Source organism: Stenotrophomonas maltophilia (genome assembly GCF_023518235.1).
GTDB lineage: Bacteria > Pseudomonadota > Gammaproteobacteria > Xanthomonadales > Xanthomonadaceae > Stenotrophomonas.
In genome coordinates this window covers 3633363-3652354 of sequence record NZ_CP090423.1, presented here as the reverse complement: position 1 = coordinate 3652354, position 18992 = coordinate 3633363, and the positions used below count along the sequence as shown (strand labels likewise).

The window sequence follows — 18992 nt, the reverse complement described above, 5'->3', positions numbered from 1 at the left end:
TGACGGATCATCGCCGATGTCAGCTGGGATCGATGTGAGATAACAAAGAACCGAGGTCGACTCAGTTCCCTTGTGGGGTTTGACATAGCCATCGATTACCCAGATTTGATCGCCGTCGGGGAAGAAGGTGAGGTCAGTCATGCCTGATGTTGCTGGAGTGCATCACCAACATTAGCGGCACCTGGCCTCTTTAATTGATGATGTATGTTGACCGACGTCGCAAATTCGGCTCGCAACCGTCTCATTGCTGGGGAATGCGGCAAGTCACCCTACAGGCCTGAATTCCCGTACCGATATCAACCAACACACAATGGTCAGATAGGAGTAGTGATGAAAGAGGAACTTTGGTTCGTGGCCGAATGCGAGGACCTGGCGGACAATTGCCACTATCTAGTCTGGGTGCATAGGATCGGCTCGTCCGCAAGGCTAACAGTGGACGGTAGGGGTAGAGGGGTTCTTGTTGATGCGAAGACTGAGGACGAAGTCGTGGACCAGATCCTCGTCGTGCTTAAAATGGTGGTCGAGAAGACCCTTAGCCGGGAAGAGGTCGCAAGGGCGACGAACAAACACCTAGAAGATGCGGAGGAGGCATCCTCGGATAGCGAAGCCGACGACTCAGAGCAGATCATTGACGAGGAATCAGAAGAGCCTTCCGAGTCGGCACACCAGCAGCAGGGTTCGGCCTCCTGATGCCGTTCGGCAAGCCCGGGCGCTTGGTAAGCCTGACTGCTCGGGCCTTGTTGGCAGGAAGAAGAGTGGGTCTCCCGCAGAGACCCAGCGCACCATTGCCAATGCCCACAACGGCGCTCTGGTGATTCGACGCATTGAGCAGGATCACTCCGGGCCAGTGGATCTAATGAATCCGCGACCGCCTAGGTAGCGCTGCAAACCCATGTTGCCCTTGAGGAACTCGGCATTAGGGTCGATGCTATCGGGCTGAAGAGCGGCGAGCGGATCCACTTTGCCTTCCGGCCATTTTGCAAAAGTATGAATGACCACTGCCGACATCGGTTCAATGAGCTCTTCTTTTTCTGCCAAGGAAGGACCGCCGCTGTAGTACCCCACTCCGCGGACACCAATGAGGGGCTGCAGGAGTAGATAGAAGCGATGCCGCCAATGTTCTTCCTGTTCCTCCAGAACAAGCTTATGCGGGACGGAAGTCACCCGTTTCTTGATCCACTGATACTGGGTAAGTAGGCGTGCAGCACTAAGCCAGGCGATGCGATCTGGTTCAGGTGGATTGTAGGGCTTGGCATGTTGGCGCGCATCCAGAACTGACCCACTTTCGGCGGTGATGCGCGGGTAAAACTGACCCACCTGAAGCCCACATCCTGAGCATCTTTTGCTCGGGGGATTTCAGGAGTGATCACCATGGTCATGTTGGCCAAGATCCGGCGGATGCATTTCCGCGATGGCCTGCCGCTGCGCGAGATCGCCAAGCGCACGGGCCTATCCCGCAATACCATCCGGCGATGGCTGCGCAGCGGCCAGTCCGAGCCGGTCTATCCCAGGCGAGCCTCGCCCTCCCGGCTCGATCCCTACCGGTCCCAGTTGGAGACGTGGCTGCGTGCCGACAGCCATCGTCCCCGGCGGGAACAACGCACCGCCAAGGTGCTGTTCTCGCAGTTGCAGGCGATCGGCTATCCGGGCACCTACACCCGGGTGACGGCCTTCATCCGCCAGTGGAAGGCGGCCGGCGGCGCCAGCCGCCGCCCGGCCTTCGTGCCGTTGCACTTTCCTCCGGGTGAAGCCTTCCAGTTCGACTGGAGCCGCGAGTACGCCTTCGTCGGCAGCCACGCCAAGATGCCGCTGGATCTCGCCCACGTGAAGCTGGCCTGCAGCCGCGCCTTCTGGTTGGTGGCCTATCCCACCCAGAGCCACGAGATGCTGTTCGATGCTCATACCCAGGCGTTTACCGCCTTCGGTGGCGTGCCGCGCCGCGGCATCTACGACAACATGAAGACGGCGGTGGACGGGATCGGCCAGCACCGGGAACGGCGGGTCAACGCCCGCTTCCACGCCATGACCAGCCACTACCTGTTCGCCGCGGAGTTCTGCAACCGCGCCGCGGGTTGGGAGAAGGGGCGGGTCGAGAAGAACGTGCAGGACCGGCGCCGACAGATCTGGATCGAGGCCGGGGCCCGCCACTGGCCAGATCTGGACACCCTCAATGCCTGGCTCGCCAGCGAGTGCCGCGCCGCTTGGCCGATGCAGGCGCATCCGGATGCCTCCGACATCACCGTGGCCGAAGCTCTGGAGGACGAACAGCCCCACCTGATGCCGATGCCCGCGCCCTTCGACGGCTACATCGAGCGGCCGGTGCGGGTCAGTTCGACCGCGCTGGTCAGCTTCCAGCGCAACCGCTACAGCGTGCCGTGCGAACACGCCCACGCCGTCGCCAGCCTGCGCGTGTATCCCTTCGAACTGGCCGTGGTGGTCGGCGAGGCCGAGGTCGCCCGCCACCGGCGCAGCTTCGAGCGTGATCGGGTCCACTACGACTGGCAGCACTACATCGCCCTGGTCCAGCGCAAGCCGGGGGCACTGCGTGACGGCGCGCCGTTCCTGTCCATGCCCGATCCGCTGCGCAAGCTGCAGCAGGTGTTGCTGCGCCAGCCTCACGGCGACCGCGCCATGGCCCAGGTGCTGGCCGCCGTACCCGTGCACGGGCTCGAAGCGGTACTGGTGGCGGTGGAACTGGCACTCGAGTCCGGCCTGGTGCGCGCCGACCACGTGCTCAACGTGCTGGGGCGATTGCAGCATCCGGACCGCACGATCGAGACGGTCGCCTCGCGAGTGACGCTGCGTCATCCGCCGGTGTCCGATCCGGCCCGCTACGACGCCCTGCGGGAGGCAGATCATGTCGACGCCTGACCTGCCGCTGCGCATGCAGCAGCTCAAGCTGCACGGCATGGCCAGCCAGTGGCCCGAACTGCTGGCCAAGATGCGCCTGCACACCATGGAGCCCGAACACTGGATGGCCGAACTGCTGCAGGCCGAGTCCGCCGAACGGCAGGTTCGTGCCCAGGCCAACCAGATGAAGGCCGCACGTTTCCCCGTCCATCGTGACCTGCTCGGGTTCGACTTCGCGGCCAGTCCCGTTGATCGCGCACTGGTCGAACGACTCCACCAGGGTGACTTCATCCACACCCCCGAGAACGTCGTCCTTGTCGGTGGACCGGGCACCGGCAAGACCCACCTGGCCACCGCCATCGGCATCCAGGCCGTGCGCCAGCATCGCCTGCGCGTGCGCTTCTTCTCCACCATCGAACTGGTCAATGCGCTGGAGAAGGAACAGGCCCAGGGCAAGGCCGGGCAGATCGCCCTGCGCCTGACCTATGCCGACCTGGTCATCCTCGATGAACTGGGCTACCTGCCGTTCACCCCCTCAGGCGGCGCGCTGCTGTTCCACCTGATCAGCAAGCTCTACGAGCGCACCAGCCTCGCCATCACCACCAACTTGGCCTTCTCCGAATGGGGTCAGGTGTTCGGCGACGCCAAGATGACCACCGCGCTGCTGGATCGCATCACCCACCACTGCCACATCCTGGAGACCGGCAACGACTCCTGGCGGCTGCGCAACAGCACCGCCGCCAACAAGACCAAAGCCAGAATCAGGGCAAAGGAGGCCACCACCCAGACCACCAACTGATACCCTCAGCCCCGTACACCGGGTGGGTCAAAGTTCAACGCGCAGCCTGGGTCAGTTTTAAGTGCGCGCCAACAGCAACTCAAACCAGAACAGTCATTGATCAGACAAGGCCGAACGTTGGCAGCAGCTCAACCAAAGAAGGTTCTCCGCTTCACAGGTGGCACCCCCAGAAAGAGCCCACATGAATCATCTGGCTTGACGCGATCGCCACCGTCGCTCGCTAGTGCCGGCCCTTAATCTGGCTGCCGCGCACGCTCTGTAGCATCTTCATGACCTGATCAGATACCTCAGCCGGAGAGAACCCCAAGGCAGCAGCGATGAGGCAGAACTCCAATACGTCCAAGCGTCGGGCCCCAGACTCAACGGAAGAGACTCGCTGCTGAGGCCACCCCAGATGAGCGGCTAGCCGGGTTTGACTGATACCCAACGACTCACGTCGCTCGCGGAGCAGACCGACCAACCGAAGGTACGCACTTTGGTAGATCGTCTTGGTAGCCATCAGGTCCGCCTGGAGGAGCGGAACGAAATCTATGGCCGAGCCGGGCACTACATGAAAATTGTGTAGACGACTTTCCGGTGGCTTGCTAGCATCAGAGCCGGTTGAACTGCCGGGGATCGAGTGATCTATGGTCGTGACCAACAGACCCTCATCCCTCCGTGGCCAGACCTCGATGCGCTGCTAGTATCGCTTGGGCCGTTCTACGCGTGCGCGTGGTGTGCGCTCGAGCGCTCCACTTCGATTTCCGCACCTGTGGCCGCTGACACAGCAGTTGCGCAGCACTTGCTGCTGTTCCTTCAGACAGCGGGGGTCCTAGCTGAGACGAGCTCGTCAAATGGCTCTACAAGGCGATCTCTTTACGACCCTATTAGCTGGAGCTATCGGGAGAGCAGTCAGCTGCCTGACGACCTGAGTAGTTCACTAACCCATGCACTTAGAGCATGGCGCCCCTCGCTTGGAGCACAGGACCGACAGTGGCTCTGGCGTCAGCTTTCCGACCGCGAAGCTGCTGCCTATCTCGTGTCATTGCTACGCAAGCATCGGATCCGTACTCAACACGCCGAGGAGATCCTATGTGTACAGGAAAGAGAATGGCGTGAGCTGAGTTTGGGACGCAAGCGATACGTGCTTTGGTCGTCAGTCCGGGGAGCTGCGAGTGAGTTCTTAAGCACCGGCGGCGACGAATCCGCAGCATTGACCGTGCTGAGCCGCGAGATACGCAGTCGAGCAGATTGGCTATCTCGCAAGCAAGCATCAGGAACGCTAAGCAAGTCTGACTACTGCTTTCTGCCGGACCCTGCATGGCGGCGACCGCTGATGGTCGATGTCGCGCTGGAGTGCCTACTGCCTATTGGCGACGACTACTGGCTCGCCCCTCCTATTCTGGCTCGGCAGCAAGAGGGGCCAGGACTCAGATCGCGTCTCTTACGACGCACTCAAACGTAGATAGGCTCCTATCGCATGCGCCCCAGTATCCTCGCCCTCGATCTTGAGGGAACCCTGATCTCCAATGCGGTCAGCCAAATTCCTCGACCAGGACTTCGGGATTTCCTAGATTATGCTAGAACCACCTTTGATGAGGTTGTGCTTTTCACAACGGTATCTCGGCATATGTCGCTAAGAATCGCCTTACTTCTGGCTGAGGAAGGCCATGTGCCTGGCTGGTTCACAGGGGTCCGCTACGTCGAATGGACTGGGCCTACCAAGGACCTTCGATTCGTGTCTCCACTACTTGGCCAAGCTCTGCTGCTTGACGACCACCGCCCCTACATCCACCGGGGTCAACACAAGTTCTGGGTTGAGGCCCCGCTATTCGCATCACCGTACCTTGCTGATGACAGTGGGTTGCAGGCCGCCCAGCGACGCATCGGGGAGAGAGTGTCGCTGCTTTCTAGCTCGCCTGACTAAGCATCAATCGAAGCCATCGCGCCAGAGCCGCAGACGAAGCCACGTCTAGGTTCTCTGCATGACAGAGCGCGCCATTCAATCGCCGGAGTCAGCGTGACCAGAACCAGTCTTTCCCACCCCCTTCAGATTGCGACTCTCCCGGTTGGCCATTGCGGTGGGGCCATCGGGGTGACGTTCGCGCCTGGCAAGCATCAAGTCACAGCTATGACCGGATCGTGGTCGCGAGACTTGGATATGGACCTTCAAGCTATAAGTTCATGGGGCGCAAGTCATCTCATCAGTCTAATTGAGCCTTGGGAGTTCGAGGATCTTCAGATCGCCGCTCTGCCAGAGCGTGCAGCAGACCATGGTCTACGGTGGTACGGACTGCCGATCGTGGATGGCGCCGCGCCCGACTACGGGTTCCTCCAGCGATGGAAGGAGTTGGAGACGTCCATCTGCAACGCGCTACTTAACGGCAAACGGGTTGTCGTCCATTGCAAGGGCGGACTTGGCAGAGCAGGCACTGTCGCCTGCATGCTTCTCCTCAGCACCAAGACTTCCCTGAGCAGCGAGGATGCGATCAGGCGCGTGAGAATGGTACGCCTTGGTGCCGTTGAGACATTGGAGCAAGAGGAGTTCCTGCACAACTGGGCATCTGCCTCACATCACCTCTAGGGAAGCACTGATCAGCTTCCTGTCCTTCTGATAAGACCAACCCCAACGTGTCGCTGCTGAGGATCGTCGCGTTAGGAGAGGGCGCGGCAGCAGCCGGCGCAAGTCAGTATCGGGCGACTGACCAATGCCCGGCTTCGGTCAGAAGACGATAGCCCCCTCCCCCGATAGATCTTTCTTATCCACGACTAGCCTTGAGCCTACTGGTCCCGCGGAGAAGAGAAATAAGGGGCGGACGGATTCTGGCGTTAGCCGGATTGCCGCCAACGACCTAGATCTCTCCAAGATCCTTGAGCACGGCCTGTCCCTTCTGCAAGAACCCAGCCAGCAACCGGCCTCCCGCCACTCGCCGGCCAAGTTGCTCATTGAGGTAGCTGGCCTGCAGGCGTGCGTGGGCCAGCAGATCCTTCTGGGCCATGCTAGGAATCACGGCCCGGAGCGGTTCGCCTGGTGAGGCCAGCTGCCCCCGGATCGGCTGGACCACGCAAGGGTGCTGGCTGCCGCTCTTGGCATATGCCGTGGCCATCATCCGGTCGCTCTTCGACGACCAGCCACCAAACACCAACTCGGTCCCGAGCTGCTCGATCGGTAATCCTGCCTCGGCTGCCGCCTTCTCGTAGTTCGGCCACAGCTGGTCCACCACCAACCCCAGCTCGACAGATAACTGTTCCATTGTGAAATCTGCGCGGTAGCTAGCCTGCAGCGCCAGCTCATAAATGCGAAGGAAGAACTGCGTAGAACCTCGCGTAGCAAACATCAGGTTGTGCTGAGGGATCAGCAGCAGCTTTGCCCCGGCGGAATGTGCCCCTGTGAGAGCATCCTCTGCCAAGGTATCCACGGCGACGACAAGGTGATCACGAGTGAGCAGAAGGTTGAGGATGCTCATGGCGGACTCGTCCAGATGTTCGCAAACTATCGCCTTCCCACCCCTTGCCTGTCCAGACTGCCATGACCTCCGAGATCACAGAAATCCTTGAGCGCCTCCACGCTTGCGAGGCCGCACTTGAGATGCACCGCGGCTACCTCAAAGCAATGGAGTATGGGTTGCGGGTTTCGTTTCTAACACACCAAGACCCGGTGATTCTGCTCGACACGTGGACCAGACTGCTCCCCTCGATCGCCCATAGCCACGAGAGGGAGGGCAGCCAGCAATTCGCCGCCGCATTCCAGCAGTCCCTGACAGTTCTCACTGAGCAGATCGGCACCGAGTGCAAGAGACCCTAAGCAGCCAAGGCGTACGGCTCAACGAGGCGGGCAATGTCCGATCTCGGCCAGAAACGGACGTCCCAGCACACGGTGCCTGCACTGCGACTTCTGCATCAATGTGGCCCGACACTTACAGCCGGGCCACATTGCCCACCGCTTACTTCTTCTTAGCGCCCGAAGCCGCCTCGGCGTCGCAACGCTCCTTCAATGCCTTGGTCTGAGAGTCATTCAGATCAACCTTGTACTTCGATCGATCAGCCAGCTGCTCGCACGTCTTTGGCTTAGCTTGTGGCGCGGCGGCCGGCACCGGATCGGCATGCAAGGCAGGATCGTGGGCAGATGCGCCTGAGGACCATGTCAGGCCGGCAACGAGGCATACAGCGAACGTATAACGCAGTTTCATGGATTGACTCCTGGGTTGGTTCCGGCGGAATGCCGGGGGTGTTACGGCTGATACAGGTCGGCCTGATAGCCATTCAGTTCGATTGTGATGATCACCGGCGAGGTACCTCGGTTCTGCCAATACCAGCCATGTGTTCCATCGAAGGGAGCGATGAAAGTCCCCTCTGCTTTCGATTGGGCGCCCTCTACGGCGTAGCTGGTCCAGGCTCCCTTCACGTCAGGTCTCTCGCCATGCATGTCCACGGCAACCGGAGCGCTGGATGTCCAGCGGAACAGCATTCCTGCACCCGTGGTCATGTGGGACTTCAGCTCCATGCCTTTGCCTGGCTCGATTTCGATGGTCATGGTGTCCTGACGCAGCGCGCCAGAACCAAAACCTACAGCCGCTGGATCAAGGGATTGCCCCTTGTTCTCTCCGAAGGCGACCTTGGCCTTCTCGGACAAGGCCGCAATGGCTTCCGGGCGCCCATTTGAGGTTTGAGGAACGGCTTCAGATGCGGAGGAATCGCCGCTCGCGGCCAGCGCATCCAAACCGAGGGCACGACCCACGCCAGTCGGGTCAATGCCGTACTCGGCGGGCAGTACGGTAGTGATCAGAATCACACCAGCGACCGCCACGGCGAGCGCGGTCGATTTGAGCAGTCGGCGAGTGCTGGGAAGTTGCTGATTGATGGAAATGGACATTGAAAGCCTCGATCAAAGGTCAGGAAACGAAGTAGCCCGTCAGTTGCATGCCCATCAGCACGAAGCCGGCACACATCAGGACGGTATTGATGCTGTAGGCCTGCCGATGGAAGGACGGCAGGCGACGCCAGAAGCCCATCAGAATCAGGATGCCGGCCAAGGCCAGCAGCTGGCCCAGCTCCACGCCGACGTTGAACGCCAGCATGTTCGGGACAAGACCATCAGCCGACAGGGTGAAATCCTGCAACTTCGTTGCCAATCCGAAGCCATGGAAGAAGCCGAAGATCAGCACGGCTGCTTTGGTGTTGGGCTGCACGCCGAACCAGCGCTTGAACGCCCCCATGTTGTCCAGTGCCTTGTAGACCACTGACAGTCCGATGATGGCGTCCACCAAGTAGGCATTCACGTGGAAGCCACCCAACACGCCCAGCAGCAGCGTCGTGCTGTGACCAATGGCGAACAAGGTCACGTAGATGCTGACATCACGCATCCGGTACAGGAAGAAGATCACCCCGAACAGAAACAGCAGGTGGTCGTACCCTGTGACCATGTGCTTGGCACCCAGGTAGGTAAATGCAATCAGCTGGGTGCCCGTGCTGTCCTCCAGGAAGGCTTGGTCACCCTCACTGACACCGTGGGCGAACGCAGCCCAGGGAATCAACAGCGCGGCCAGCAGGAGGAGCCACGACAACGGTCTGTTCAACGGAATCAAGCGTAGGTTCCTCAACGTTGGAAAAAGGGAAAGCGTCATTCGGCTTCATCCTTGGACGTATCGCCCTCGCGATGGATGAGGCGGTAAAGCGCAGGAAGCACCAGCAGCGTCAGAAGCGTGGACGAGACGATGCCGCCGATGACCACCGTGGCGAGAGGACGCTGTACTTCAGCGCCGGCACCGACGTTCAGTGCCATGGGCAGGAAGCCCAGGCTGGCGACCAGGGCAGTCATCAGCACAGGTCGCAAGCGTCCCGCTGCCCCCTCGCTGACAGCGCGGTGGAGAGGCACACCCTGTTCCCGCAGGCTTTTGATGAAGCTGATCATCACCAGGCCGTTCAGTACCGCCACGCCCGAAAGCGCGATGAACCCGACACCGGCCGAGATGGACAGCGGAATGTCACGCAGCCACAGAGCCGCCACACCGCCGGTAAGGGCGAGCGGCACGCCGCTGAAAACGATGGCGGCATCACGTCCCGAACCAAACGCCATGAACAGCAGGCCGAAGATCATCACCAGCACTACGGGCACCACCACCATCAGCCGCTCGCTGGCCGAGATGAGCTGCTGGAACGTGCCGCCATACTCCACCCAGTAACCTTCAGGCAGCTGGACTTCATCTCCGACGGCGGCGCGCAGCTCCTCGACGAACGAGCCGAGATCGCGTCCGCGGACGTTGCTGGTGATAACCACACGCCGCTTGCCGTTCTCGCGGCTGATCTGATTCGGGCCTGGAGCCACCTCAACCTTGGCCAGCTGCCCCAGCGGAACGAAACCGCGATCAGCATCGGCCTCTGTCGAACCTGACACCGTTACAGGCAGTGATTCCAGCGTGCGCGTGTCCTGACGCAGGTTCTCGGGCAGCCGCACGACGATGTCGAAACGACGATCACCTTCGAATACTTGGCCAACGGACTCCCCACCCAATGCGACCGATACGGTCTTCTGCACATCGTCGATTGCCACGCCATAGCGCGCCAACGCGTCCAGGTCAGGCGTAATGGTCATCAACGGAAGGCCCGAGACCTGCTCCAGCTTCACGTCCGCTGCGCCGGTGATCCGGTTGGCAACGTCCTCGATCTGGCTGCCGATCTGTGCGAGTTGATCCAGATCGTCGCCATAGAGCTTGATCGCCACTTCCGCGCGCACGCCGGCGATCAGCTCATTCATGCGCATCTGCACCGGCTGAGTGAACTCGTAGTTGTTGCCGGGGATGGCTCTGACGGTCTTCTCCAGCTCGGCAATCAGCTGGGCCTTTGGTTTGCGCGGGTCCGGCCACTGGTCCCGATCCTTGAGCATGATGAAGGTGTCGGCGACCGACGGAGGCATCGGGTCGGTCGCCACCTCGGCAGTACCGATCTTGGCCACCACCTCGTCGACTTCAGGGAACTGCTTGATGGCAGCTTCCAGCTGGCGTTGCATGCCGATGGCTTGGGTAAGGCTGGTTCCGGGGATGCGCAGCGCGTGCAGGGCGATATCGCCTTCATCCAGGTTGGGGATGAACTCTGTACCCATGCGACTGGCACCGATGCCGGCCACCACGGTAAGTGCAACCGCTGCGCCGACCACCCACCTACGGGCACTGACCGCCCGCTCCAGCAGAGGGCCATACAGGCGGGTTACGCCACGCATGACCTTGGTTTCCTTCTCGGACACCTTGCCGGTGACGAACTGCGCCACGGCAGCCGGCACGAACGTCAGCGACAACGCCATGGCACCGGTGAGGGCGATTACCACGGTCAAGGCCATGGGATGGAACATCTTTCCTTCCACACCCGACAACGCGAAGATCGGGATGTACACCGCCGCGATGATGAACAGACCGAACAGGCTGGGCTTGATGACCTCGGCGCTTGCCGAAGCGGCCAGGGAGAATCGCTCCTCGCGCGTTAACAGGCGTCCCAGCGCATGCTGGCGTTCACCGAAGCGGCGCAGGCAGTTCTCCACGATGATGACCGCGCCGTCCACGATCAGGCCAAAGTCGAGCGCACCGAGGCTCATCAGGTTGGCCGATACCCGGTTCTGAACCATTCCGGAGATCGTTAGCAGCATGGTCAACGGGATGACCGCAGCGGTGATGAGCGCGGCGCGCAGATTGCCCAGCAGCAGGAACAGCACCGCGATGACCAGCAGCGCGCCCTCCAGGAGGTTCTTCTTCACCGTTTCAATGGTGCGATCCACCAGCTCGGTTCGGTCATACACCGGGTGCGCACGAACGCCCTCGGGCAGCGTGCCGTCGATCTCCTTCAGCTTGGCAGCGGTGCGCTGGGCGACGGCCCGGCTGTTCTCGCCGATCAGCATGAAGGCCGTGCCAAGCACAACTTCCTTTCCATCCTTGGTGGCGGCGCCGGTCCGCAGCTCGGTGCCTTCGTGGACATCAGCAAGATCGCCTACCCGCAGCGGCAGCCCCTCTCGATTAGCCACCACGATCTTGCGCAGGCCGTCCATGTCGGCAACCTGCCCAGGCACGCGTACCAGGTATTGCTCGCCGCTCTTCTCGATGTAGCCCGCACCGACGTTCGCATTGCTGCGGGCAACGGCCTCCATGACGTCCTGCAGGGTCAGGCCATAGGCCTGCAGCTTGCGGGGGTCTGGCGTGATATGGAACTGGCGGACGTAACCGCCCACGGTGTTGACCTCGGTCACGCCCTTCAGGTGCCGCATCTGCGGGCGTACCACCCAGTCCTGCAGGGTACGCAGTGCCATTGGCGTCCAGGTTTTCTCAGCTCCTGGTTCGGCCTCCACGGTGTACATGAAGATTTCGCCCAGGCCCGTGGCAACCGGTCCCAGTGTTGGCTTCAGGCCATTGGGCAACTGGGAGGCCGCCTGCTGCAGACGCTCAGCAACCTGCTGGCGGGCGAAGTAGATATCTGTCCCATCCTCGAATACCACGGTCACCTGCGAAAGGCCGTAGCGCGAGATTGAGCGTGTGTACTCCAGACGTGCCAACCCGGCCAGTGCGGTTTCAACCGGGAAGGTCACGCGCTGCTCGGCTTCCAGTGGCGAATAGCCAGGGGCTTCGGTGTTGATCTGTACCTGTACATTGGTAATGTCAGGCACGGCGTCGATGGGAAGCTTGCTGTAGTTCCAGATGCCCAGGCCGGACAGCGCCAGCACGAGCAGCAGCACAAGCCATCGATGCGCGATGGACGCGCGAATGATTCGCTCTAGCATGGGATGCCCCTCAGTGATCGTGGCTCGCGCCAGACTTTTCGATGTCCGCGCGAATCAGGTAGCTTTGCTCGCTGACATAACGGGTACCGGGCTTGAGGCCACCGAGTACCTCGACCAGCTGCCCATCGCGCTTGCCGAGCTCAAGCATGCGCACCTCATACGTGTCGCCCACCTGTGCGAAGACCACGGTGAAGTCACGGAAGCGCTGCAGCCCGGATTCCTTGACTGCCAACGGGACCTGGGTTTCGGACAACACGACCTCGGCCGACACGGCCATACCCGGGCGCCACCGGCCGTCTTCATTGGGGATGCTGACCCGTGCGACTACGCTTTGGCCGGCACTGGCCAAGGGGAGCAGGCTCTGCACCCGTCCTTGGGTTTCATGGGCGCCAGTGGCTGAGCGAAGCGTCACCACCTGGCCTGCAGCAAGCCGCTCGGCGTCGGTGCCCAGTGCCCGCAGGTCTACCCATACCTCGGAGAGGTCGGCGATCTCGAACAACGTGTTGTCTGCCGCCACGTCCCCAACGCTGGTATTACGCGCCAACACAATTCCGCCAAACGGCGCGATGACGGCATAGCTGCGCATGCTGTCGTTGCCTTCCACCGTGGCCAGAGTCTGGCCCGCACTGACTCGCTGGCCCATCTCGACTGCAACGCTGCGCACCACGCCGGGAAAGCGTGCTTTCACTGCGGCTTGCCGCGCCGTGTTGACCGTCACGTTGCCCATCAAGGTCACTGTGTCGCGGATGCTGGCACTGCCTGCTGCTTCCACCACGATGCCCGCGTCCTTAGCTGCTTGTGGTTCGATTCGCGTACGGCCTTCATAGGAGGGGTAGTTCCAGCGATGGGACTTGCCTGCTGCGGTGGCTTCGGCCACCACATCGAACGAGTGCGGCTCAGTGACCTCCCCACTGCCGACGAGGTAGCCGTTCTCCGGCTTGAAGCTGAAGGTATTGACCTCGCCGTCCAGACGCTTGAGCTGCATGCTCGCCTGCACTTCGGAAGGCGGAATCGGTTTGTCGTTGCGATACGCGTAAAGACGGAAGTGTGGCGGCGTGTTGGTTTCGTAAACGGTGATCTCGAGGGCAAAATCGCCGTCACGCAGCATGCGCCCTCGATTCGGCCCTCGTTCGTAGTCGGCGGATGCGGCAGCTGTCTCGGTAGAGGCTTCGGTCGCGGCTTTGTCACCGCCGCAGGCGGAAAGGACCAAGGGGAACATGATCAGGAATGCGTAGCGGTTCATGGGCGGATGTCCAGAGCGGAGGCGGTGAGGCGATCTGCCTCGACCAGCAGTCGGAGATAGCGGGCGGCGGCTTCAACTTCGCGCTCGCGAAGGTCGAACAGGGTCTTCTGCGCCTGGCCCAGCGCCAGATAGGAGAATCGGCCCTCCTCGAAGCCGCGCCGGCTCTGCTTCAGTGCTGCCTCGGCCTTGGGCAGCTGGCGTTCGCGTACCGACTCGACCTCCAGCTGCGCTTGCCGCAATTGCTGGTAGATATCGAAAAGTTCCTGTTGCAGTTCAACGGCCTGCGCTTGGCGCCGGGCACTGAGGGCAGACAGCTCGTGGTCGACTTCAGAAACGGAATACGCTGATCGCTTGCGGCTGCCCAATGGGACAGAAACCGACATCACCAATCCGCTGTCTTTGGTGGCTTCCAGCCGGCGAATGCCCAGGCCCACGCTGACATCTGGCCGGGCGGCGGCAAGCGCCACGTTACGGCGCGCGGTCAGCACGCCTGCCTGGGACTCAAGAAGCTGTTGCTGAGGTGTCGAAGGCAGCTTCGCGGCCATCGCCTGGAACTGCTCAAGGGGGGGCAGCACCGAGGTATCACCAGCGACGGCGCCAAAGTCGACCGTCAACGCACCCCATGAAGCTGCGAGCGCATGGCGTGTCGACTCCAGACGCTCCAGCGCCTGATCGCGCTTGAGTTCGGCGTCGGCAACTGCGATTTCTGCCGCTCGCAGGTCGGAATCAGGATTGCGCGCCGCCGAGACCCAACGCCCGACCTCTCGCTGCAGGGCGCGCGCCATCGCGATGCGCTCCTGCGCGTGTTCCACATGCTCCTGCGCGGCCAGCACATCGATGAACCGTCCTGCGGCTCGGGTGGCGATGGTTACGCGAGTCACGTCCCCTGCCCGTTGGGCCGCGTCGATCTCCGCGCCGCCCAATGCCTGTCGCGCAGCGCGCTTGCCGCCGAGTTCCAGCAGGCGGGATACGCGGAACGTTGCCTCAGCGGCATCCATCCCTGAAACGCTGCCGCTGCCAGCAACGTTCTCCAGTTCCCCGCCCAGAATGATTGGCGCCGGCAGGCCCTCCCGGGCTGCACGGCTGCGGGTTGCCTCCAGCTGGGCGGCATCAGCTGCGGCGCTCGGATGACTGCCCAGGGCGCGGGCGACCGCTTCCTCCAGGCGCAGAACTTCGGCGGCATGGCCAGGCACGGCCATACCGCAGGCGCCGGCAATGGCCAGCGCCCACACACTACGGAATTTCACGGAAGCCTCCGGAAAGATGTTAGAACAACGCGCTGCCGCCCGCTAAGGCAGGCAGCAGAACAGGCCGCGCGGACGCGGCAGGCGTTGTCAGACGATCGGAGGCCGGAAGGGCGAGGCGGGATAACCCAAAGGCACGCGCAGCAGCCGCAATGCGGGCACGTCGGCGCTCAGTGCGAGAGCGACTACCTGGTGGTGGCCATTGAACAGGCTCCCTGCGAAGCTTGCGTCTGCCTGGTGCAGCACGCTGTGCGCACCAGAGGCGTGGTCGTCGTCGAGGTTGTCACTGGCTCCGGCCGGATGGGAATGCCCATGGTCGAACGCAGCGGCGATGTCGTGCTCCAGACCATGCAGTTCGCTCAGCTGGATCACCATCGGCCGCGCCACAACACTCAGCAGCATCAGCGCGAAAAGGCTGATGCGGGCGAGCACACGGTGGCGGGCGGAAAGACGCATGGGATCTAGGGTAAATGTGGCACGTGGCCTTGTCGAGATGGTAGGACGAATGTTTGCAGAGGAGCGTACCCGGCTGCCCCGGGCACGCCCTCCTGGCCTGGTCTTACATTTTCTTCAGCTGTTCATACTGCCCGCCCGTACGCAGCAGCAGGGTGACCGGTTCCTCGCCGCGATTGCGCCAGAACCAGCCGTGGTTGCCCGTAAAGGCGGCCAGAAGTACGCCCTGGTCGGACGCCTCACCTCGCCCCTTCTCATAGCTGATGGCACGACCACCGCCGTCACCATGGGTGTCGAAGTTCACCACCCCGCCCTGGACCGACCAGGTGTAGGTCGCACGCTCGCCTTCCTTCATGGAAAGCTTGATTTCGGTACCCTGACCGGGCGCCAGCACGACTTCGGCTTCGTCACGCCACTCCGTAGCTGCGGGCGCTGAGGCCGAAGCAGCGGCCGGCTTGGAAGTGACTTCGACTGTCTGGCGATCCCGCGTGGAGACCTGGGTGAGCACGGCGAGGCCCTCCTCGGCCCGGGCATCCATGGCCGCATCCGCTGCGGCTTCTTCGGACAGTTGCTGCTTGATCTGTCCCATCTCGGTCAGACCCAGCATTCGGCCTATACCCAACGGATCCACGGCGTGTTCCGCAGGCAGCACGACACCGATGAGAAGCACGACGGCGATGCCGGCGGCGATGAGGGTAGTGCGCGCCAGCTGACGGCTGCTGGGGAGGTCACTTTCGAGGGGCTTGCTGTTGTACATGATGGTAGGGATCTCTCAAGGATTCAGGAAATGGCGTAGCCGGTCAGCTGCATGCCGATCAGGACGAAACCTGCGCAGAGCATTGCCGCGTTGGCGAAGTAGGCGTGCTTGAAGAAGCTGGCGGTGCGGCGCCAGTAGCCCATCACAATCAGGATGGCGCCCAGGGCAAGCATCTGCCCCATTTCCACCCCGACGTTGAAGGCGAGCAGGTTCGGCAGAAGACCATCGGGGGAGATGTCGTATTCGATGATCTTGGTGGACAGGCCAAAGCCATGGAACAGTCCGAACACCAGTGTCGCGACCTTGGTATTGGGCTGGAAGCCGAACCAACGCTGGTAGGCACCGAGGTTATCCAGCGCCTTGTAGACCACTGACAAGCCGATGATCGCATCGATCAGATAGCTGTTGATGCCCACATTGAAGAGCACACCCAGCAGCATAGTCGTGGAATGACCGATGGCAAACAGGGTGACGTACAGCGCGACATGCTTCATCCGGTAAAGGAAGAAGATCACGCCCAGCAGGAACAGAATGTGGTCATACCCGGTGGCCATGTGCTTGGCGCCCAGGTAAGCGAAGGCGATCAGATTTACCCCTGATATCTCTTGGATGTAACCCTTGTCGCCCTCGGCGATGGCATGCGCCAGAGCACCATCGGCAGTGAAAACAAGCAACAGCATGGTTATCGCTGCGAGCAGCGTGCGCGGCCAATGCGACGGCATGGCCATGGGATGGGTACGGGTGGATAGCCCGGAATGTGGTCTGGGGATCATGATGGAGTTCTTGAGTGACATGACATGCCACGGTCCTCCGCGCCGCGCCCCGCCACAGGCGCACGGCAACGCCATGCAGATGTGTGCCAGGGCACGCATGCACGTCGTTACCGCGCGGTGGCGCAGGAGTCAGCCGGATCGTGGCCGGAATACAGAGGGGAACCGCGATGCGTCTAGCCGCAAGCCAGCCGCATGCCCGCAGAAAGCAGGCAGCGCGGCAGACATGCGCCCGGCATCAGGCCGCGACGATGGGAGGCCTGAACAACGATGAGCAGTGATGGGCAATGAACGCTGCCTGGCGATGCCAAGGGTGCGCACCACGGCCGATGGCTGGATCGTGGAGTGCTACGTCCAGCAGGATGCCAAGTGACCCGCCCAGATCGGACTGGTGCAGCACGCCATGGCCGCCCGACGCGTGCAGAGGATCCCGATCTGCAGCATCACGATCGCCCGCGTGCGGATGTCCATGTTCGGCTGCGGTCTGCACCATGTGCTGCAGACCATGCAGCTCGCCAAGATGATTCAGCACCGGGCGCAGGAACATGCTTGCCACCAGCATCAGAAAGATGCTGGTGAGCAGTCGCACATTCGATATCCGGCGCAGTGATGTCATGCTCAAAGACTAGTGTGTTGCTGGATCAAAGTCGACACGAAAAAGGGGGGTTGTTCAGCGTGCGCGCGCTACTGGGCATCTCTGGTGACTCGTCGTTCAACCGGGCCAACGGGTATGGTTGTCATCGATGACAAAACGGTGCGAGTGGCCTTGTTCCGTATGCGCGTGTTCCTGCATGTGCGGGTGGTCCGCAGGGAGATCATCATGTCGGTGGGTGATTGCGTCAGGATCATTCGCAGGCCAGGTACGCCAGGCGAATAGAAGCCCCGCGCAGGCCACCACCGCGAGCGCCAGAACCGCCACCGGCATGCCCAGGCGTGCCCCCACGGTACCGGCCAGTGGGTAGGCAATCAGCCAGCAGACGTGGGAAAGCGAGAACTGCGCGGCGAACAGGAAAGGAAGGTCAGTGGACTCTGCCGAGCGCCGTAGCAGCCGGCCGCCTGGTGTCACCAAGCCGGCGTAGCTCATGCCCAGCAATGCCCAGCCGGACAGCACCAGGGGCCAGCCGATCGCGGAGGGCGTCAGCCACCACGTAACCCCCAAGGCGGTAAGCACCGCAAGCATCATGCTGGCTGCAGAGAGCATCACGCGACGGTCCGGTACGCGGTCCAGTACCTTGGGAAGAACCAACGCCATCAGCATCGAGCCGCCGCCGAACGCAGCCAGGGCCCAGGCGACCTGGGCTTCAGCACCGCCCAGCACGTTGCGCACGACCACCACCGTATTGACGAATACCATCGCACCACCCGCGGCAGCGCACAGGTTCAGCGCCAGCAGGCCTTTCAGTCGAGGCGTCTTCAGATAGATACGCATGCCACGGATGGCCCGTGCATAGGGGCCTTCCTTGCGCGGCGAGGCTGCAACGAAGGGGAATGCCGTGACCACGACCAGCAGCGCTGAGCAGACGAAGCCCACCGACGTACCGGCGAAAAGGCCATGGAAGCTGATCAGTGTCAGCAGGGCCGCCGCCAGCGCAGGGCTGAGCAGGCTTTCCAGGTCATACGCCAGCCGCGACAAGGACAATGCACGGGTGTAGTCGCGCTCTTCCTTGAGGATTTCCGGAATGGTCGATTGGAACAGCGGCGTGAAGCAGGCTGATGCCGACTGCAGAAGAGCGATGAGCAGGTACACCTGCCAGATCTGATTCACGAAAGGCAGGCACAGTGCCGCGGCCGCGCGCACCAGATCAAGCCCGATCAGGACCGGCTTACGCAGATTGGCTGGCACGACCGCGCCGGACATAGGCGCGAGCAGGACGTAGACCACCATCTTGATGGCCAGTGCCGTGCCGAGCACCTGGCCGGCCTGCGCGCCAGCCAGGTCATAGGCGAGCAGCGAAAGCGCCACGGTCGCCAAGCCAGTACCGACCAACGCAATCACCTGGGCAGCGAACAGATTCCTGAAGGTCGGAAAACGGAGAACCTCGATCATGGCTGTCCTCGGAGGAATGGAGTGCAGAAATGCCAATACCCTGCGGATCGTAGAACGATCCGCAGGGCCGGGCGTGAAACTGTGGAAGGGAA

Annotated in this window: 19 protein-coding genes; 5 read left to right on the top strand and 14 right to left on the bottom strand. The window is 61.9% G+C overall.

Annotated features, from left to right (window positions below; all coding sequences use genetic code 11):
• The first annotated feature begins 330 nt into the window (after positions 1 to 330).
• Positions 331 to 690, top strand: a complete 360-nt coding sequence (locus tag LZ605_RS17015) for a hypothetical protein (RefSeq protein ID WP_071227703.1) — start codon at positions 331 to 333, stop codon at positions 688 to 690.
• Between the two features lie 144 nt (positions 691 to 834).
• Here the strand turns inward: LZ605_RS17015 and LZ605_RS17010 are convergent, their stop codons facing one another.
• Positions 835 to 1317: a hypothetical protein gene (locus LZ605_RS17010; RefSeq protein ID WP_177179487.1), complete on the bottom strand. Its 483-nt coding sequence runs from the start codon at positions 1315 to 1317 to the stop codon at positions 835 to 837.
• Positions 1318 to 1371: 54 nt separating this feature from the next.
• On the opposite strand from LZ605_RS17010, the gene istA reads away from it, so the two are divergent.
• Positions 1372 to 2871, top strand: coding sequence for an IS21-like element ISPa36 family transposase (istA, locus tag LZ605_RS17005; protein WP_003097546.1), 1500 nt, complete (start codon positions 1372 to 1374; stop codon positions 2869 to 2871).
• The gene (gene istB / locus LZ605_RS17000; RefSeq protein WP_003097544.1) at positions 2858 to 3649 is read left to right on the top strand and encodes an IS21-like element ISPa36 family helper ATPase IstB; all 792 of its coding nucleotides are present in this window, start codon (positions 2858 to 2860) and stop codon (positions 3647 to 3649) included. Before istA ends, istB begins: the two co-directional genes overlap by 14 nt.
• 220 nt (positions 3650 to 3869) lie before the next feature.
• On the opposite strand, the gene LZ605_RS16995 is transcribed toward istB, so the two are convergent.
• The gene (locus tag LZ605_RS16995; protein WP_071227721.1) at positions 3870 to 4148 is read right to left on the bottom strand and encodes a helix-turn-helix domain-containing protein; all 279 of its coding nucleotides are present in this window, start codon (positions 4146 to 4148) and stop codon (positions 3870 to 3872) included.
• 1500 nt (positions 4149 to 5648) lie between these two features.
• Here LZ605_RS16995 and LZ605_RS16985 point away from each other — a divergent pair.
• The gene (locus LZ605_RS16985) at positions 5649 to 6212 is read left to right on the top strand and encodes a cyclin-dependent kinase inhibitor 3 family protein (protein WP_049441974.1); all 564 of its coding nucleotides are present in this window, start codon (positions 5649 to 5651) and stop codon (positions 6210 to 6212) included.
• A gap of 268 nt (positions 6213 to 6480) precedes the next feature.
• On the opposite strand, the gene LZ605_RS16980 is transcribed toward LZ605_RS16985, so the two are convergent.
• Positions 6481 to 7095 carry a hypothetical protein gene (locus tag LZ605_RS16980; protein WP_071227704.1) on the bottom strand — a complete coding sequence of 205 codons (615 nt, stop codon included), beginning with the start codon at positions 7093 to 7095 and terminating at the stop codon, positions 6481 to 6483.
• A 62-nt stretch (positions 7096 to 7157) separates the two neighbouring features.
• On the opposite strand from LZ605_RS16980, the gene LZ605_RS16975 reads away from it, so the two are divergent.
• Complete coding sequence (locus LZ605_RS16975; RefSeq protein ID WP_046984184.1) at positions 7158 to 7433, top strand: hypothetical protein; 276 nt, start codon at positions 7158 to 7160, stop codon at positions 7431 to 7433.
• Positions 7434 to 7572: 139 nt separating this feature from the next.
• Here LZ605_RS16975 and LZ605_RS16970 read toward each other — a convergent pair whose 3' ends face one another.
• The 11 genes from LZ605_RS16970 to LZ605_RS16920 all read right to left on the bottom strand — a co-directional run bounded on the left by LZ605_RS16970 (position 7573) and on the right by LZ605_RS16920 (position 18900).
• Entirely contained in the window at positions 7573 to 7818 is a 246-nt protein-coding gene (locus tag LZ605_RS16970; RefSeq protein WP_046984183.1) for a hypothetical protein, read from the bottom strand.
• A 41-nt stretch (positions 7819 to 7859) separates the two neighbouring features.
• Positions 7860 to 8501 carry a hypothetical protein gene (locus LZ605_RS16965; RefSeq protein ID WP_046984182.1) on the bottom strand — a complete coding sequence of 214 codons (642 nt, stop codon included), beginning with the start codon at positions 8499 to 8501 and terminating at the stop codon, positions 7860 to 7862.
• Positions 8502 to 8520: 19 nt separating this feature from the next.
• Entirely contained in the window at positions 8521 to 9192 is a 672-nt protein-coding gene (locus LZ605_RS16960) for a HupE/UreJ family protein (RefSeq protein ID WP_197652578.1), read from the bottom strand.
• Between the two features lie 56 nt (positions 9193 to 9248).
• Complete coding sequence (locus LZ605_RS16955) at positions 9249 to 12386, bottom strand: efflux RND transporter permease subunit (protein WP_071227706.1); 3138 nt, start codon at positions 12384 to 12386, stop codon at positions 9249 to 9251.
• Between the two features lie 10 nt (positions 12387 to 12396).
• Positions 12397 to 13629, bottom strand: coding sequence for an efflux RND transporter periplasmic adaptor subunit (locus LZ605_RS16950; RefSeq protein ID WP_046984179.1), 1233 nt, complete (start codon positions 13627 to 13629; stop codon positions 12397 to 12399).
• Positions 13626 to 14876, bottom strand: coding sequence for a TolC family protein (locus LZ605_RS16945; protein WP_176422360.1), 1251 nt, complete (start codon positions 14874 to 14876; stop codon positions 13626 to 13628). The genes LZ605_RS16950 and LZ605_RS16945 overlap by 4 nt, the downstream gene beginning before the upstream one ends.
• Before the next feature lie 87 nt (positions 14877 to 14963).
• Positions 14964 to 15329, bottom strand: a complete 366-nt coding sequence (locus LZ605_RS16940; RefSeq protein ID WP_046984178.1) for a hypothetical protein — start codon at positions 15327 to 15329, stop codon at positions 14964 to 14966.
• 103 nt (positions 15330 to 15432) lie between these two features.
• Positions 15433 to 16083: a transmembrane anchor protein gene (locus LZ605_RS16935; protein WP_071227707.1), complete on the bottom strand. Its 651-nt coding sequence runs from the start codon at positions 16081 to 16083 to the stop codon at positions 15433 to 15435.
• Between the two features lie 23 nt (positions 16084 to 16106).
• Positions 16107 to 16730 carry a HupE/UreJ family protein gene (locus LZ605_RS16930; RefSeq protein ID WP_197593503.1) on the bottom strand — a complete coding sequence of 208 codons (624 nt, stop codon included), beginning with the start codon at positions 16728 to 16730 and terminating at the stop codon, positions 16107 to 16109.
• A gap of 361 nt (positions 16731 to 17091) precedes the next feature.
• Positions 17092 to 17469: a hypothetical protein gene (locus LZ605_RS16925; RefSeq protein WP_143048168.1), complete on the bottom strand. Its 378-nt coding sequence runs from the start codon at positions 17467 to 17469 to the stop codon at positions 17092 to 17094.
• Between the two features lie 96 nt (positions 17470 to 17565).
• Positions 17566 to 18900 carry an MFS transporter gene (locus LZ605_RS16920; RefSeq protein WP_046984174.1) on the bottom strand — a complete coding sequence of 445 codons (1335 nt, stop codon included), beginning with the start codon at positions 18898 to 18900 and terminating at the stop codon, positions 17566 to 17568.
• Between the last annotated feature and the right edge of the window lie 92 nt (positions 18901 to 18992).